Raw genomic sequence first — 15,671 nt, 5'->3', positions numbered from 1 at the left:
GGAACGGCCACGTCAACGCGGCGACGGGCGGATCGCGCCGTCGAGGCGGATGGTCGTGCCGTTGAGCATCTGGTTCGCCGCGATGTGCATCACCAGGTCGGCGAACTCGTCCGGCTCGCCGAGCCGGCTGGGGTGCGGCACCTGCGCGTCGAGCGACTCCCGGACCTCGTGCGGCAGTGAGTCGAACAAAGGAAGGTCGAAAACGCCGGGGACGATTGTGACCACCCGAATCTGCAGCTCCGCGAGGTCCTGCGCGAGCGGCAGGGTCATCGCGGCGACCCCACCCATCGACGTGGAATAGGCTACGCGCCCGAACTCACCGACGGTTTGCGCCACCGCTGCCTGGTTAACGATCACGCCCCGCTCCCCGTTCACCGGACCCAGGTGCCGCATCCGGTCAGCGGCCAGCCGAGCCACGTTGAACGTGCCGACGACGTTGACCTCGATGATCTTGCGGAACCGGCCCAGGGACATCGGCCCGTCCCGGCCGATCGTCCGTCCCGGCGTGCCGATGATGGCACAGTTGGCCACCAGCCGCAGCTCACCCAGCTCGCCGGCGACATCGAACGCGACGCCGAGCTGATCCTCGTCCTTGACGTTGGCCGCCACGAAGCGGGCGTGCTCGCCTAGCTTCTCCGTCCTCGATCTGCCGTCGGTCGTCGGCAGATCGACGAGGACCACCTTCGCGCCAGCCGATAGCAGTCGACGAGCCGTAGCCATGCCCAGTCCCGACGCACCACCGGTCACCAGTGCGACAACACCAGAGACGTCCACTCCGAACCCCCCTAACGCGTCGGCGCAGCGCCGATGGCGCCGAGCGGCCGAAGCTTGATCAGAGGTGGTGCATCGTCGCATCGAAATGTTCGGACAGTCAAGACTAGTCCCCGTACAGCGCCAATGTATCGTTTCACTATTGGCGCCGGTATCTCCGCCCAAGCACGGCCGCCACCTGGCCCGCCGGCGGGTGGCCACGACCGGGCCGGCGGAACCACATCGCCTGCTGGAACACCGGGGACACGGCCGGTGCGGTGCCAGACCGCAGCAGCCGCACGAACGACTCCCAGCCTTCGCCGGCACGGGTCGTCTCCCGCGACATCGGCTCGACGATGTCCGGCGACCGGCACTCGACGATGCGCGCCGCACCGGGTTCCGCCACCTGCGGCGCGACCACGACCCGCAGGGGAAGCGGAGAACGACCCTGTGCTACGCCCAGCGCCGTCTGGTAGATGTCGTGCGGCAGGAACACCTTGGTGCTGTCGGAGGCCGGTTCGAGTCCATGCCGACGGGCTGCGGCGGCCAATTCGGAATTTATGCGGAGAGTGCCCCAGCCGACGTGCGGATAATCGGGGAAGCTGTGGCAGGAATTGTCGTTGTGGGCGAGGAACAGCACATCGCCCGTGAAGAAGTCCGCGCCCGACCGCATGAACTCGATGGCCGTCGTCGTCTTGCCCGCCCCCTTGTTCCCGACGATGGCGATCACGCCGTCGTCGGTACTCACGGCCGCAGCGTGAGTGAACGAGCCGTCTCCGGCAACGAGTTCCCACGCTACGTCCCGCAGGAAGTCACTGGCATGGTGTTTCGACCGCGGGCTGACATACACCACGGCATGAGTCGCGTCGTCAGCAAGGTCCAGGACGGTGGTGCTCGACGGTATGTGAATGAGGGTGCGCCCATCCCGTCGCCACCGGCGACCCCAGACATTCCGCGTTGGATCGGTGACCTCACGCACCAGCGTCGGTTCACCGTCGTCGGCCGGCCGTTCCCAGGCGTCGTACGGTTCGAACTCGATCAGCGGCGAAATAGGCGCCGATGATGCGGCGGCCGCCGGGCGGATCCGGAAGTGCGGCGCCAGGAAGCGCAGCACGGGTGCCATGGCGGTCTCGGTGCCGGGGCCGAGCCGAATAGCGAACTGGCGATTGACGAATCCCACAGACAACGATTCCCCGTGTGACGCATTCATGCGCTGGTCCCTATACCGCGGCAGGAGCTGCTCAGCCAGTCCGCCACGATCGTCCTGGTCAACTCGACGTCGTCGCGAGTCGCGTCCAGCACGACGACATCGCCGCGCGTCTGGGATTCTCTGAGCAATCCCGCGCGTACCTGCTCGAGCAGCGGTTCCGACTCGTCGGCCTGCTGCGGTCGCGACGAGCGCTTGCGTAGCCGGTCGACGGCGATCGACGCTGGCAGGTCCAGCAGATACGTCCGGCGTGGCCAGGGGAACAGCGCCTGTGCCCGCTCCACCCACTCGGAGAGCCCGCCGTAGACGTCGGCGGACACCCGGTAGGCTAGCGGGCCGCGATCCCAGACAAGCGTCGTTCCCTGTTGTAGGAGCGGCGTGAACTCGATTCGCGTGTACTGCGCCAGATCGCAGGCTAGCGCCCATTCTCGTAGTTCCGCCGGGATCAGCGGGTGATACGCGAATCGATCACCGGTCAGCTGCTCCGCGAGGACGGTGACTGTGCGGGCCCCGAAGGCCTTGGCGACGATCGGGCGCGCGTCGACACCCAGATCGCACAATGCGGCGCTCACGGCCGAGACCTGTGTCGACTTCCCGGCGCCGTCGATGCCGATGATGGAGAGCAGGTTTTCTGGCATGTTGGTCATTGCGCACCTATCTCGTGAACGCCGCGATGGCGTCTGCAGCCATCTGGGGTAACGCGGTGGCGTTCTTCTTCAGCTAGGGAATGTCGTCGATAGAGTAGTAACCCGCGAGCAGGCCGATGGCGGCCAGTTCAGTCGCGACGGCGGTCACCACGTGCGGGAGCAGGGGCAGAGCCTTGCGACCGACCTGTTCGTTGGCGTCGAGATAGCCGCCAAGCACCGCTTCGAGTTGCGCGTCGCAGAACTGGTCGGGGACCGCGCCGTAGGCGGAGCTGAGACCGCGGTATCGCATCCAGGCAAAGCGGACGACGATTTCGCCGATGTCGTGCGCCGGATCGTCGAGGCAGGCATTGTCGAAATCGACCACCCCGGCGACAACGTCCGAGTCGAGGTCGTAGAGGAGATTGAACGGGTTGTAGTCGCCATGGACCGGCAGCACGGTGTCGCCGTATCCGGCGGCACGTGCGGCGCGGCGGCAGTGGTCGATCGTGTCGAGCAGCACGGTGGCGAGTGCGCCGACGTCTCGCTCCGCCTCGCGGGTCCAGCCGTGCCGCAGCAGGGACGTGATCTTGTGCGCCGTCCCAAAGACGTCGTCCATGCCGGGGAAACCTTGCAGCCGAATGCCACTCGAGGCACCGTGGAGCCGGCCGAGCGTGCCGCCCGCCGCGTGCGCCTCGCCGATACTTTCCGTCCAGCTCCGGCCATGCGTGTAGTGATGGGCGACGAAGATCGCTCCAGACATGCCGTCGACGACGAATCTCTCTCCCGAGGTGGCGCGCGCCAGCTCTGGAATCGGCATCGATTGCTCCCGTAGCGCCTCTTGAAGCGAGGTCTGAAAGCGTGCGTGTTCGGGTGACGAGCAATACCAGGGCAATTCCTTGACGAAGACCACGCCGTGGTCGGTCTCGATGAGGACCTTTCGTGCGGTCTCCGTTCTGCGTCGCAGGTCCAGTATGACGTCGTTGAGCGCATAGAACGGCAACACGAGAAAGGCTCGCACCCCGAAGCCGTTCATCACCCTGGTGAGCTGGTCGTCGGAGAATGATCCGATCGACAGGTCGATCGGCTTGTGGGCCGCCAGCACCTCGCGTCACCGTCCTTCCGTCAGTCGGGTCACGAGTCGAGTCATGCCGGCCCGGAACTCGCTGAGTGCCGGATCGTCCACCAAGAACAGCGGCACCGACCCGTCCGGCGAGCGTGGCGGTTCCGGGGAAAAGGGAAGCCGGGCCAATGTGGGCAGCCCTGCCAGTACAGAGGATTCGCTGGCCGGAAACAGAGGAGACAGATTCCCGCAGCGCATGCAGGTCACCTGGCTCATGTTCTCGACGATTCCGGTGACAGCCGACTCTATCTGCGTGAGCAGCCGCACTCCGCGGGCGAGATCACGCTGCGACAATACGTGTGGTGTCGTGACGAGAATCGCTTCGGTGCGAAGTCGCGTGAAGACAAGCCGGTGCAACTCACCGAATCCCGGCGGAAGATCGATGACGACGTAGTCCCGGCCGTCCCAGGGCTGATAGAAGAGCATCTGCTCCAGCGCTCCGGCGAGATAGCGGCCGGTGAGGAACGGGGCTTCGTGCGGTTGCGTGAAAAATCCCACACTGGACACCTCGACCCCGGCGAACCAGGGCTGTTGCGTAGTCGGTTGAGGGCTGGCTGAGCTGGGAGTTCGGGAGGAATTCGGGGGTCTATGCAGGACGGGCGCGGCCCGTTGGTGATCATGAAGTTGCGAAGCCACATGATCACGAGAAGGACCGCACCCGCCGATGCCATCATCACCCACCGAGATTCTGCTTCCGCACCGACCCACCGATACGCCACCACCGGCGGCGGTCACCGACAGCGAGCATCACGGCCTGTTCGCCGCGTTGAGGGCGGTACCCGATCCGCGTGATCCGCGTGGCCGCCGCTACCCCCTGGTCAGCGTGCTCGCCGTCGCGGTGTGCGCGGTACTGGCCGGGGCATGTACCTTCGCCGCGATCGCCGACTGGGTACGGGACCTGGACCGCACCGCGTGGGCGAGGCTCGGCTTCACCGACCGGGTTCCCGCCGCGACCACGGTGTGGCGGCTGTTGATCCGCGTCGACGCGCAGGCCCTGTCGACGGTGCTGGCCAGCTGGCTACTGGCACGCACGACACCCGTCACCCGCAGCGGGCGGCGGTGGCGCCTCGTCATCGCCGTCGACGGCAAGGTCGTACGCGGCGCCCGACTCGCCGACGGACGTCAGATCCATCTGCTGTCGGCCTACGACACCAGCACCGGCGTCGTGCTCGCCCAGGTCCAGATCGCCGCGAAGTCGAATGAGATCCCGGCGTTCACGCCCCTGCTGCGCCTGGTCGCCGCCCAGCTGGGATCGCTGACCGACGTCCTGGTCGTCGCGGACGCCCTGCACGCCCAGACCGGACACGCCGAGTACCTGGCCGCCGCCGGCGGACATCTGATGGTCACGGTCAAAGCCAACCGGCCGACCACGTTCGCCCAGCTCAAAGCTGTTCCCTGGGCGCAGGTCCCGGTTGGAGCCCGGACCCGGGACACCGGACACGGCCGCACGGAGACCCGCACCGTCAAAGCTGTCACCGTGGCGACCCCCGGCGGGCTCGGCTTCCCCTACGCCCAGCAGGCCGTCCGGATCACCCGTACCCGCACGGTGAAGGGCAGGACCAGCCGCGAAACGGCGTACCTGACGGTGTCCCTGCCCGCTGGACAGGCCCGACCCGCCGACCTCGGCACCTGGGCCCGGGCGGAGTGGCATATCGAGAACCGCCTGCACTACGTCCGCGATGTCACGTTACGTGAGGATGCCCATCACGCCCGGACCGGAAACGGACCCGCCGTCTTCGCCACACTCCGTAACACCGCGGTCGGCTACCACCGCAGCAACGGCGAACCCAACATCGCCCGCGCCACCCGACGAGCGAACCGCCGTTCTACAGACCTCATCGACGCCGTGACCAGGAGTTACCCGACTACGCAATAGCCCTGCCCGGCGAACACCCCGGGAAAGACCCGGAACCTGGACATCGTCGGCGGCGTGCCGCCGAGCCCGCCGACGAGGTCGGGCACACTCGGGCCGGTGATGTCCAGGTCGATCAGGGCGACGCGGGCACCGGCCGCGTCCATGGCGTAGGCCAGGTTGGTGGCGATCGTCGACTTGCCGACCCCACCCTTGGTTCCGTAGACGGGGATGAACCGGGTCATTGATCGACCACCTCCGCCACGCGATGCCAGTGGTGGTATTGGGCCACGTCGTGGCCGTCGCCGGCGGGTGCCGTGACCACGATGCTTCCCCGGCTGATCGCCACCACCTCGGGAAGGGGATAGACGAAGTGCTCCTTCATCACGTCCGTGTAGGCGCCGCAGTTGAGGACGACGACCAGGTCGCCTGGCGCGAGCCGGCCACATAGGTGGCTGGAGATCTTGCTGCCCAGTCTGTCCACGAAGGTAGCCGGCGACGACTGGTCACCGCTGCCCTCCGGAGCGACGGGCGCTACCCGAAATCGATGCCCTGGCGCCGGTATCAGGTAGTTCGTCGACGCGTCGAGCAGGACGATTCGGTGTCCGGCGGACGTAGAGCGGACGTCCACGACCCGGCTAACGATCAACTGCGCGTCCGACGCCAGGAATCTGCCGAGTTCGAAGACTGGGTCTACCCCCAGCCGATCACGGATCTCCTGTTCGATGCCGGCGAACGTGTCTGCGGCACGCTGGTCGCCTGTCTCCAGCCGGCTCGCGAAGCCGCCGCCGACGTCCACGAACGTTACCGCGGCAGCGGGGTGCCCGGCGAGCTTCCGCAGCGTCGGTACGAGTGATCGAACGTATGACAGGTGGGCGTCGTTCGTCACCTGGTTCTGGAACAGGTGAAAGCCGATCCCGTTGATGCGTAGGCCAGACCCGGCGATCAGGTCGGCGGCCCGCGCGACTTCGCCCACTGGAAGGCCGAGCACCTGGTACTTCACCGCCGCGTCGATGTCGCTACAGTGCGCCCCATTGACGCGCAGCCCGATGGCAGCGGGTCGGGCGGCACCGGCACGCTTCCGCAGCAGAGCGTGAAGTTCGTCCATTGACTCGACGGTGACCTGGACACCGGATTCCACCGCGTCGTTCAGCGACCGGCCGGTACGGCCGACGCCGTTGTAGACGATGTCCGCCGGCGGAAAGCCCGCGCGCCGGGCGAGTGCGAGCTCCAGATCCGAGAAGACGCTCACGCCGACGCCGGCCTGCCGCATCGAGCGAACCAGCGGTGCGAAATAGGAGGCCTTCAGCGCATAGGTGAGCCGGCTGTGCGGCGCCGAACGCCGTACCAGATCGACACTCTCCGTTATCCGGTCGAGATCGACGACCGCCAGTGGGGTCCGCCCGATCGGCAGGCGGAGCTCACGGAGCCACCGCAGCCGTTCCCGGACCGCCGCGACGTCAGCCACGTTCCGACGGCGACACGGCAGGGCGACTCAGGAACAGTTCCACCTCGTCCCGGACGAGCCGCTTTTGAAAGAGCATGACCGAGAACCCCGTGTAGCGGAGGTTTTCGTTGAACAGCATCATGAATTCAGACGCTCGATCCCGAATCTGGTCCAGCTGAGCATCGGTGAAGGTACGCAGGTGCTCCTTCGACAACAGCGTGTCGCAGTACTCGACTATCTCCTGATCGGTACGATCCACGTAGTCGTAGTCCGCTTCATGATAGAGTTCCAGGTTATGCCTGGATTCGAAGAAGGTCCGCCAACTGCTCTTGCTTCGCACGTCGATCTGGTTGGCGATGGCCGCGGATACCCTGTCTACCAACGCTTGTGGCGGTTGCTCGCGGTAGTAGATCGGAATGGTGATCAGGGTGCCGCCGGGGGCGAGGACCCGTTGGCATTCACTCAGCATGGCGTGCTGATCAGCCACGAAAGAGACCACGTTGCTCACCCACACCGCGTCGAACTCGCCATCCGAGAAGCGCAGACTCCGCACGTCGCCCACGCGAAAATCGACGCGATCCGCGACACCCTGCTGCCGCGCGTATCGGGTGGCCTCCGCGACGGACTCCTCCTGGAGATCGATTCCCACCACTGAGGCGCCGGTGAGGAGTGCTATGTTGACCGACGCGAATCCGGTGTTGCTGCCGATCTCGAGAACGCGACTGTTCCGGCCGATGCGAGCATGGATGGTCGCTTCCTGAACTGAACGAATCCCCCCGGACGGGCGATTTCTTTCTCGGATGAAACCGACGAAGCGAGAGTAGTCCATGTCGGCTACGGCCACTGGATCCACGGTTTCCACACGCATGTAGCTTTCCTTGGGCATCGTTGATCGGTAATGTTCCTACACCCAGCTTTCCTGCCCTTTGATCCGGGGCATCACTTGCAGATCGCGTATGTCGTCGTGCTGGAGGAGCCACATGAGGAAGCGTTCGATCCCCAGACCGAAACCGGCGGTTTGCATAGGCAGCCGGTCCTTCATGTCGACGTACCAGCGATAGTCATCTTCATCCACGAGGTGATCCGCCAGCGCACGTCTGACCTCCGCTCCGGTGGTCCACCGTTCGCCGCACCCGACGACCTCTCCGCAACCCAGCAGGAGATCGGCGCTCATCGCCCGTCCCTGCGCGTCCGACCGCTGATAGAAGGGAACGGAGGCGCACGGAGGATGGGTGAGCCACACAGCGCCACCGAAGTGCTCGAGGAGCGTCCGCTCGCCCTTACGTGTTATGGTGAGGATTCCCTGTTCCCGCACCGTAAAGGCACTCTCTCCCAGTAGTTCGGCGGCGGATTCGAAATCGATGGATGGCACCGGCGACTCGTTTCGCAGCGGTTGGAGGTGATCGAGGCCGCCGACCGCCTCTACCACCGCCTCACACGCCGGGCTCGCGACGACGCTGGCGGTGAGTGCTCGCAAGTAGGCTTCGACGAGTGTCATCACATCGGCGAGGCCACCCGTGATTTCCGCCTCGGAGTGGAAGAACTGGTTGAGGTGCGTCGCGTTGGGCTCCTCGCCGCGGAACGTCGGCATGATGTAGTAGGCGCCGTTGAGACCGTGGCGGAGCATGAACTCGAGCTGAAATTGCATCGAGTCCGCCAGGTAGGTTTCCCTGCCTAGGAGGTTCACCCGAACCGGCAAACTGTCGCTGCCCAGTCCCATCGGGCTCGAGACAGAACTGACCGTGATGGGCATGAGAGCCGGCACGATACCACGACGCTGATAGAAGGCGGCCGTTGCTTCAACGATTGCCGCGTTGATCGCGGTGATCATCCGGTACCAGGGACTTTCCATGATAGGGTCGAAATGTGCCGCCGGATCATGCCACTTTTGTGGCGGTCGGTTGGCGGCAAGCGCAGCACCCATAGCTGTTCCCCCTGTTGTCGTGGTCGTGAATTTCGGCATCGGTCCAGATCGGGATCAGGACGGGATGATCTCTAAGGCGGCGACCGTCGCGGCGTTGACATCCCTGCCGGGAACTTGCTGCCTGACCCCCAGCACCATGGCATGGCCATGGCGGTTCAGATCGAGCGGATCGCGACCGCCCAGATCCGACGCAGTGAACCGCACAGCGATCGTGGAGTTCCCCTCGGTGCGGGGAATCAGGCTCACTTCGGGGCCGTGCTGAATGTCGATGCCCTGGGTGCAGTCCTTTGTCGTCAGCTCGCCATCTGGCCAGAGCGTCACCTCGTAGACAGGCACCCCGAAGTTGAAGAAGACACGTGTCGGCCCGTCGGTCGCCTGGTGCGGGGTGACATGGACGAGGACGGTTCCGGCTGTGTACGCGACCCGCAACGAGGCGTCGACGGCGTGTAGGCCCCTGCGGTGGGTGAAGGCCGCCACCTGTTCGTCACCGAGTTCGTAGGTCGGTGCCCGGTCGATCTCCATCGGCGCCGCGACCGGCGTCGCGCCCAGTTCCCGCACGTAGTCCTGAATGCTCTGCTCGCGGACGATGAGGTTCGCGAAGGTTTCGAGCGGGCGGGTGCGCTGTAGGACCAGCGGATGGTGGTGGTCGGCCCACAGCGTGCGCGTGTAGGTGATTTCCCGCTGTCGTGCCCAGGCCAAGGCTGGCGGGACTGTGCCGAATAGCTGATCCATCGCATGTGCGACGAAGACCACGGCGTCGTTCACGCCGAGCCGCTCGGCCAGGGCGCGAAGTTTCTCGGGACCGCGTACTGCGACGGTGGCAATGTCCACGGCGTCGGCCAGTTCACCGAGGGGGAGGTTCGCCAGCGGATAGCGCCACGCCCGATTGTGGATGTTCTTGTGCAGGTGGGAGGCGGCGATGAGCGTGGCCAGTTCCGGGCTCAGGACAGCCACCCGGCCAGACCCGGCGGGCACCCAGTTCCATTCGTTCCTCAAGTCGGCGTACTCGACCATGAGCCACATCGACCGGCGGGCGAGCCCGTCGGGATCGATGTCCACCCGAGCCGCCGCCGTCTGCTCCTTCGGTGCCAGGTCGCCGGGCGCGAACATCGGGAATCCACGGTGGATGTCGAGCAGGGTTCGAGTCTCCCGATCGCCGGCATCTCCGCAGACGAGGTAACCCGCCTCGTGAAAGGCGATATGACGCTGGAATTCCTCGTAACCGAGCGTTCGGGCAAGTTCCTTGAAGGCCCCGAGGTCCGGGGGTAGCAGGTCTATGTCACCCGCCCGATGATGCGGCGCGACTCCGCCGGTGAGGCAGTGCGGGGTGAACCCTTTGAGTAGAATCGGCGGATGGTCCTGATCGCCCAGGGCCTGCAACCGCGCCACGGACTTGATGTCCAGTTCGGCGCGCTCGGCGATCCGCTGGTTCAACGCAGTCAGTGAAGGCACGACGTCGTCGAAGTCCTGCGTCGGGCAGGCCTCCGCCAGCCGGTCGACGAAACGCACGGTAAGACGGTGCGCGGTGAGGGCCTCGATCAGCGTGTCCGGTTCGACGTGAGCGCGGGGCGGGGGTGCCAACGAGTCCCCTCGCCGCGCTGCCCATCTCAGGATCTCGCCGAGTTGCTTCGTCGCGTCCATACGGCTCCGTCCTCACCTCTCTCCGCGGCGCCAGCTCTGCGCCGTAGCGTTGAGGGCCGGACAGCAAGGGGTCCCCCCCGGTTATGCCCGTGTTGCGCCCCCGTTAGCAGGTTCTTCTCAGCGCCTGCGTGCGGTGAATCGTTGCACAGGGCTGCCGATCAGACAAGGCATTGATGTTCGCTTGTCTTGCTATCTGCCTGCTCGATTCCGGGCTCGATGGTCGATGGGGGCCGTGCAACGTGGCACCGAATCGAGGTCACGGGGCACCGAAGCGTTGCCTGTCCTCAGCGGACCGTGACGTGCGCGGCTAACGTCCGGTCAGCCGTCGGACCCGTTGGCGTCCCACCCGGGCCACCACGATCCCGCGCCGCGCCAACCGCCGGGCCTGGAAGCGTGCCACCCGCCCCCACCTGGCCGGCGTGAGCGCGGCCGTGGAGATCGGGTCAGTGACGATCAGACGTAGTCCTTGTCGGCCTGGCGCCACCCACACCGCGTTGCCCTGCCGGGTCAGCGCGGCCCGGGTGCCCGGCGTGCCGGGCACCGGCGGCAGGACCAGTTCGGCACCCCGGTCCCGGGCGACGACCCGCAGCAGGTGTCGGCCACGGGGCAGTTCGGCCAGCGGGATCTCGACCTGCCAGTGCACCTGCGGTCCGACGCCGTCGATCACCGTCAGCGGCCGGCGCAGCCGGGTGTCACCGACGTCGAGGACCAGGTCGTCGCGGAGTTGACCCGGGTCGCCGCCGGGTCCGGGCAGCACGCAACGACCGGTCAGCCGGATCCGTTCCCCGCCGGCGGGACCGCTGCGGCGGACGGTGTCCACCGTCGTGCCGGGCGATGACACCCGCAGCAGCTCGCGATAGCGGTCGAACGCGGGATGGTCGAGGTAGAGCTGCCCGCCGACGACCCGTACCGGGCCGTGGTGGCGGGGGTGGCGTACCCCGGCCGGATCGTTGTCGTAGAGCGCCACCGCGCGGAGCCCGGCGCCCGGATTGGGCGCGTACTCGGCGGCCACCGGCACCGGGACGTGCCCGAGCAGCGCGGACATCCGCTTGGTGAACTCGTCGAGTTGCGCGTCGTCCAGGTTGTCGGCGGCCCGCCCGGCATAGGCCAGTTGCATGTACGCGACCCAGCGGTAGACCGCTTCCCGCGCCCCCGGATCCACGCCGGTCGCCGGCCTGCCGTCGGTGGCTGCGCTGTCGACGGTGGCCGCGCCGTCCCTGGTCGTCGTGGCGACCAGCCGTTCGATGATGGCGAGGTGTTGCATGATCTTGACCGGCCGGAACCGGTTGTCCATGATCGACGAACCGTTGCCCCGCTGACGGTAGAGATAGACCAGGTGCGGGCTCAGCGCGATGCGCGGTGCGCGCAACAGCAACGGCACCGTGAACAGCACGTCCTCGAACGCGCTGCCCTCGGTGAAGGTCGCACCGATCGCGCCGACGAACTCGCGCCGGAACACCTTGTTGCACGCGGACGGATTGCCGACCAGCAACGGTGCCTCGGCGAGCGAGGTGATGATGCGTTGTGGACCGACGATCTCGGCCCGCCACGGCGGGCTCGGCCGAGGCGGGAAGCCGTGCATGTCGCCGACGGCGATCGGTGCCTCGGTGGCCTGCGCGCGGGTGATCAGATGGTGTAGCCCGTCGGCGGGATACAGGTCGTCGGAATCGAGGAACGCCAGGTAGTCGCCGGTGGCAAGGCGTACGCCGTGGTTGCGGGCCGCGCCCAGGCCGGCGTTGTCCTGCCGGACGTAGCGCACCCCCGGTGCCCGCTGGGCGTAGTCCCGCGCGATCTGCCCGGACGCGTCGGTCGACCCGTCGTCGACGACGACGACCTCGATCGTGGCGCGGTCGGGCTGGCGGTCGATCGAGGCCAGCGCGTCGCCGAGCCAGGCCTCGGTGTTGTAGACCGGTACGACGACAGTCGCCCTCGGGGCAGTCACGGTCACCTCTCGGCGGTTCGGGTGCGGTGTGGGTGTCGCCGCCCAGTGTCCCGGACCGGCGGGCCGGCGGGGCCGGCGGGCGCGCGACGGCGGCGGCGAATTTACGGCGGCGGCGAATCTACCGCGACATCGGCGGTGACGGGTGGAGCCGAGGTTAACCACAGGTGTCACCCGACCGAGCGGGGGCGGCCCGGACCGGGCATGATGGCGGCGTGCTGGGAAAACTGCAGACCGAACCGGTACGGAACCGGTTCGACCTGGTGGCCGCTCCGGTCGCCGCCGCGATCGGGCAATGGTCCGCTGAGGTGCCGGTCGACGTCGACGACATCACCGTCGGGGAGATCGACGCCGACCTCGCCGACACGGCCGAGTTCTGCGCGGCGTACGGGGTCGGGCTGGGCGAGTCGGCCAACTGCGTGGTCGTCGCCGGGAAACGCGGCGGCGTGGTGCGGTACGCGGCGTGCATGGTGCTGGCGACCACCCGGGTCGACGTCAACGGCACGGTCCGGCGGCTGCTGGATGTCCGTAAGGCCAGTTTCGCTGCGATGGCGGACGCGGTCGAGTCGACCGGCATGGAATACGGCGGAATCACCCCGATCGGGTTGCCGCCGCAGTGGCCGATCCTGGTGGACGCCCGAGTGGTGGCCGTACCGCACGTGGTGATCGGCTCCGGGGTGCGCCGCAGCAAGATCGTGCTGCCCGGTCCGGCGGTGGGGGTGTTGCCCAACGCGCAGATCGTCGAGGGCCTGGCGGGTCCGCCGCAGTGACCTGGCCCGGGTCCGCGCGGTGACCTCACCCCACGGCTCGGATACACATCGGTCCCGGTGGCGGTACGGTGTCGTCGGGCATCGGTGCCGGGTCAGCGTGAACCGATCGGCGAACGATCGACAGCACATTCCTGACTGAACGAGCGTTCAATTCTGGATGGACACGGGGTTAGGCTGACCAGGTGACGGTAGATCAGCAGACGACGGCGACGGGCGGTGCGGATGTGACGGCGCCACGACGTCGGTCCCGGCGCGACGAGATTCTCCAGATCGCGGTCGGGCTGTTCGCGGCCCGCGGCTATCACGGTGTCTCGATGGACGACATCGGCGCCGCCGCCGGGGTGACCGGACCCGCGCTGTACCACCACTTCGCGGGCAAGGAAGCGATGCTGGCGGCGGCGCTCATCCCGGTCAGCGAGGAACTACTCGACGGCGGGCGGGCCCGGGTCGCCGATCATCCCGGCAACGCCGACGCCGCGTTGGCCGCGTTGATCGAGTTCCACGTCGAGTTCGCCCTGGCCAATCCGGCGGTCATCGCGCTTCACCTGCACGAACTCGATCGGCTACCGGAGGAGCCGCGCCGCCGGATTCGCCGGCTGCAACGGTTGTACGTCGAGGAGTGGGTCGGCGTGCTGACCGTGCTGCGCGGCGAACTGTCCGCCGGTGAGGCCCGGGTGCTGGCGCACGCGGCCTTCGGCCTGATGAACTCCACGCCGTTTCTCGGCGGTGAGGTCGACCGGGACCGGCGGGCCGTGTTGCTGCGGGCCGCCACCCTGGCCGCCCTGCACGGCTGACCCGACACCGCGCGTTTCGCGGGCTTGGCCGACACCGCGCTCCGATGTCTGCTGACCGACACCGCCATCATCCCGCGTAGGCCGACGGCTACCGCCGTCCCCGAGCGGGCTGACCGACCCGCGTCCGGCACGGGCTGACGCTGATCCGTACGTCCGACCGGGCGCCCCGACCCAGGGGGAGAACATGATCGAGTCGCTGCTGGTGGCCAACCGGGGAGAGATTGCCCGGCGGATCATTCGTACCGCCCACCGACTGGGCGTACGGACCGTCGCGGTCCACTCGGAGGCCGATTCCGGACTGCCTTTCGTCGCCGAGGCCGACCAGGCGATCTGCGTGGGGCCGGCCAACCCGGCGCAGAGTTACCGCAACGCCGAAGCGATCCTGGCCGCCGCCGAGGCCAGCGGGGCCCGGGCCGTCCACCCCGGTTACGGCTTCCTGTCGGAGAACGCCGAGTTCGCCCGTACCGTCGAGGCCGCCGGCCTGATCTGGGTCGGACCCGGCGCCGACGCGATCGAGGCGATGGGCGACAAAATCAACGCCCGGAACCTGATGGCCGCCGCCGGCGTGCCGGTCGCCGCCGGAACCACCGAACCGGCCGTACACGTCGACGTCGCGCTCGCCGCCGCCGCGACCATCGGCTACCCGGTCATGGTCAAGGCCGCCGCCGGCGGCGGCGGGATGGGCATGGCGGTGGCGGCCGACGACGCGGCGCTGCGCGCCGAGTTCGACAAGGTCCGCGCGTTCGCCGAGCGGATGTTCGGCGACGGGTCCGTGCTGATCGAGCGCTACTTTCCCCGGGTACGCCATGTCGAGGTGCAGATCCTCGGGTGGCGTGCCGCCGACGGCAGTCACCGGGTCGTCGCCCTCGGCGAACGGGAGTGCTCGGTGCAGCGGCGTAACCAGAAGCTGGTCGAGGAGTCGCCGTCCCCGGCGATCACCGACGAACTGCGCCGCGAGCTGCTCGCGGCCGCGGTGCGGGCCGGTGTCGCGGTCGACTACCGCAACGCCGGCACGGTGGAATGTCTACTGGACCCGACCACCGGCGAGTTCTTCTTCCTGGAGATGAACACCCGGCTGCAGGTCGAGCATCCGGTCACCGAGCTGGTCTACGGCGTCGACCTGGTCGAGGAGCAACTACGGGTCGCCGCCGGTCTTGAACCGACGTTCGACCCGGACGCGCTGACCCCGCGCGGACACGCGATCGAGCTGCGGATCAACGCCGAGGACCCGAAGCGGTTTCTGCCCGGACCGGGCGCGATCACCGCCTGGTCGGAGCCGGTCGGGGACGGCGTCCGGGTGGACGCCGGGTACGCCGCCGGTATGACCGTGACGCCGTTCTACGACTCGCTGATGGCCAAACTGATCGTGTCGGGGGCCGACCGGGCCGAGGCGATCGCCCGGGCCCGGGTCGCGGTCGCCGACTTCGAGCTGGCCGGGCCGAAGTGCAACCTGCCGTTCTTCGCCGAGCTGTTGGACCATCCGGAGTTCGTCTCCGGTGACTACGACACCGGGATCGTCGGCCGGATGCGCTGAGACGCGCGGCGGTTGGTCGGGTCGGGCACCTCCGCTGGGCGTGTCCGGTCCGACACATTGAGCTGCG

General features: G+C 67.6%; 15 protein-coding genes. 4 read left to right on the top strand and 11 right to left on the bottom strand.

What is annotated here, in order from left to right:
- Window positions 1-12 precede the first annotated feature (12 nt).
- The 5 genes from O7632_RS02615 to O7632_RS02595 form a co-directional block, all read right to left on the bottom strand.
- Window positions 13-936: an SDR family NAD(P)-dependent oxidoreductase gene (locus O7632_RS02615; protein ID WP_278111110.1), complete on the bottom strand. Its 924-nt coding sequence runs from the start codon at window positions 934-936 to the stop codon at window positions 13-15.
- Window positions 911-1,873 (bottom strand): hypothetical protein, encoded by a 963-nt coding sequence (locus O7632_RS02610; protein WP_278111108.1) that lies wholly within the window; start codon window positions 1,871-1,873, stop codon window positions 911-913. The genes O7632_RS02615 and O7632_RS02610 overlap by 26 nt, the downstream gene beginning before the upstream one ends.
- 83 nt (window positions 1,874-1,956) lie before the next feature.
- Window positions 1,957-2,604: a hypothetical protein gene (locus O7632_RS02605; RefSeq protein ID WP_278111106.1), complete on the bottom strand. Its 648-nt coding sequence runs from the start codon at window positions 2,602-2,604 to the stop codon at window positions 1,957-1,959.
- A 73-nt stretch (window positions 2,605-2,677) separates the two neighbouring features.
- Window positions 2,678-3,685 carry a phosphotransferase gene (locus O7632_RS02600; RefSeq protein ID WP_278111105.1) on the bottom strand — a complete coding sequence of 336 codons (1,008 nt, stop codon included), beginning with the start codon at window positions 3,683-3,685 and terminating at the stop codon, window positions 2,678-2,680.
- A 6-nt stretch (window positions 3,686-3,691) separates the two neighbouring features.
- Window positions 3,692-4,339 (bottom strand): P-loop NTPase, encoded by a 648-nt coding sequence (locus O7632_RS02595; RefSeq protein WP_278119780.1) that lies wholly within the window; start codon window positions 4,337-4,339, stop codon window positions 3,692-3,694.
- Window positions 4,340-4,367: 28 nt separating this feature from the next.
- On the opposite strand from O7632_RS02595, the gene O7632_RS02590 reads away from it, so the two are divergent.
- Entirely contained in the window at window positions 4,368-5,579 is a 1,212-nt protein-coding gene (locus tag O7632_RS02590) for an ISAs1 family transposase (protein ID WP_278111103.1), read from the top strand.
- On the opposite strand, the gene O7632_RS02585 is transcribed toward O7632_RS02590, so the two are convergent.
- The 6 genes from O7632_RS02585 to O7632_RS02560 form a co-directional block, all read right to left on the bottom strand.
- The gene (locus tag O7632_RS02585) at window positions 5,561-5,800 is read right to left on the bottom strand and encodes a P-loop NTPase (RefSeq protein ID WP_278111102.1); all 240 of its coding nucleotides are present in this window, start codon (window positions 5,798-5,800) and stop codon (window positions 5,561-5,563) included. The genes O7632_RS02590 and O7632_RS02585 overlap by 19 nt on opposite strands.
- Window positions 5,797-7,023, bottom strand: coding sequence for an alanine racemase (locus O7632_RS02580; protein ID WP_278111100.1), 1,227 nt, complete (start codon window positions 7,021-7,023; stop codon window positions 5,797-5,799). Before O7632_RS02580 ends, O7632_RS02585 begins: the two co-directional genes overlap by 4 nt.
- Window positions 7,016-7,888 carry a class I SAM-dependent methyltransferase gene (locus tag O7632_RS02575; protein WP_278111097.1) on the bottom strand — a complete coding sequence of 291 codons (873 nt, stop codon included), beginning with the start codon at window positions 7,886-7,888 and terminating at the stop codon, window positions 7,016-7,018. The genes O7632_RS02580 and O7632_RS02575 overlap by 8 nt, the downstream gene beginning before the upstream one ends.
- A gap of 18 nt (window positions 7,889-7,906) precedes the next feature.
- A complete protein-coding gene (locus O7632_RS02570; protein WP_278111095.1) occupies window positions 7,907-8,926 on the bottom strand; it encodes an asparagine synthetase A in 1,020 nt (339 codons plus the stop codon).
- A gap of 54 nt (window positions 8,927-8,980) precedes the next feature.
- Window positions 8,981-10,567, bottom strand: coding sequence for a nucleotidyltransferase family protein (locus O7632_RS02565; protein WP_278111093.1), 1,587 nt, complete (start codon window positions 10,565-10,567; stop codon window positions 8,981-8,983).
- A gap of 307 nt (window positions 10,568-10,874) precedes the next feature.
- Window positions 10,875-12,509, bottom strand: a complete 1,635-nt coding sequence (locus tag O7632_RS02560; protein ID WP_278111092.1) for a glycosyltransferase family 2 protein — start codon at window positions 12,507-12,509, stop codon at window positions 10,875-10,877.
- A 215-nt stretch (window positions 12,510-12,724) separates the two neighbouring features.
- On the opposite strand from O7632_RS02560, the gene O7632_RS02555 reads away from it, so the two are divergent.
- The 3 genes from O7632_RS02555 to O7632_RS02545 all read left to right on the top strand — a co-directional run bounded on the left by O7632_RS02555 (window position 12,725) and on the right by O7632_RS02545 (window position 15,604).
- Window positions 12,725-13,276 (top strand): YbaK/EbsC family protein, encoded by a 552-nt coding sequence (locus O7632_RS02555; protein ID WP_278119779.1) that lies wholly within the window; start codon window positions 12,725-12,727, stop codon window positions 13,274-13,276.
- Between the two features lie 182 nt (window positions 13,277-13,458).
- Window positions 13,459-14,070, top strand: a complete 612-nt coding sequence (locus O7632_RS02550; protein WP_278111091.1) for a TetR/AcrR family transcriptional regulator — start codon at window positions 13,459-13,461, stop codon at window positions 14,068-14,070.
- A gap of 184 nt (window positions 14,071-14,254) precedes the next feature.
- Window positions 14,255-15,604: a biotin carboxylase N-terminal domain-containing protein gene (locus O7632_RS02545; RefSeq protein WP_278111090.1), complete on the top strand. Its 1,350-nt coding sequence runs from the start codon at window positions 14,255-14,257 to the stop codon at window positions 15,602-15,604.
- The last annotated feature ends 67 nt before the right edge of the window (window positions 15,605-15,671 follow it).

Source organism: Solwaraspora sp. WMMD406, from assembly GCF_029626025.1.
Classification (GTDB): domain Bacteria; phylum Actinomycetota; class Actinomycetes; order Mycobacteriales; family Micromonosporaceae; genus Micromonospora_E.
Note: the sequence above shows the minus strand (reverse complement) of the source record. Positions and strands in the feature narration are given on the sequence as shown.

Coding starts and splice junctions, on each gene's coding strand:
- O7632_RS02585 (WP_278111102.1), bottom strand. CDS start 5,800: ATGACCCGGTTCATCCCCGTCTACGGAACCAAGGGTGGGGTCGGCAAG.
- O7632_RS02605 (WP_278111106.1), bottom strand. CDS start 2,604: ATGACCAACATGCCAGAAAACCTGCTCTCCATCATCGGCATCGACGGC.
- O7632_RS02545 (WP_278111090.1), top strand. CDS start 14,255: ATGATCGAGTCGCTGCTGGTGGCCAACCGGGGAGAGATTGCCCGGCGG.
- O7632_RS02565 (WP_278111093.1), bottom strand. CDS start 10,567: ATGGACGCGACGAAGCAACTCGGCGAGATCCTGAGATGGGCAGCGCGG.
- O7632_RS02575 (WP_278111097.1), bottom strand. CDS start 7,888: ATGCCCAAGGAAAGCTACATGCGTGTGGAAACCGTGGATCCAGTGGCC.
- O7632_RS02590 (WP_278111103.1), top strand. CDS start 4,368: ATGCCATCATCACCCACCGAGATTCTGCTTCCGCACCGACCCACCGAT.
- O7632_RS02570 (WP_278111095.1), bottom strand. CDS start 8,926: ATGGGTGCTGCGCTTGCCGCCAACCGACCGCCACAAAAGTGGCATGAT.
- O7632_RS02610 (WP_278111108.1), bottom strand. CDS start 1,873: ATGGCACCCGTGCTGCGCTTCCTGGCGCCGCACTTCCGGATCCGCCCG.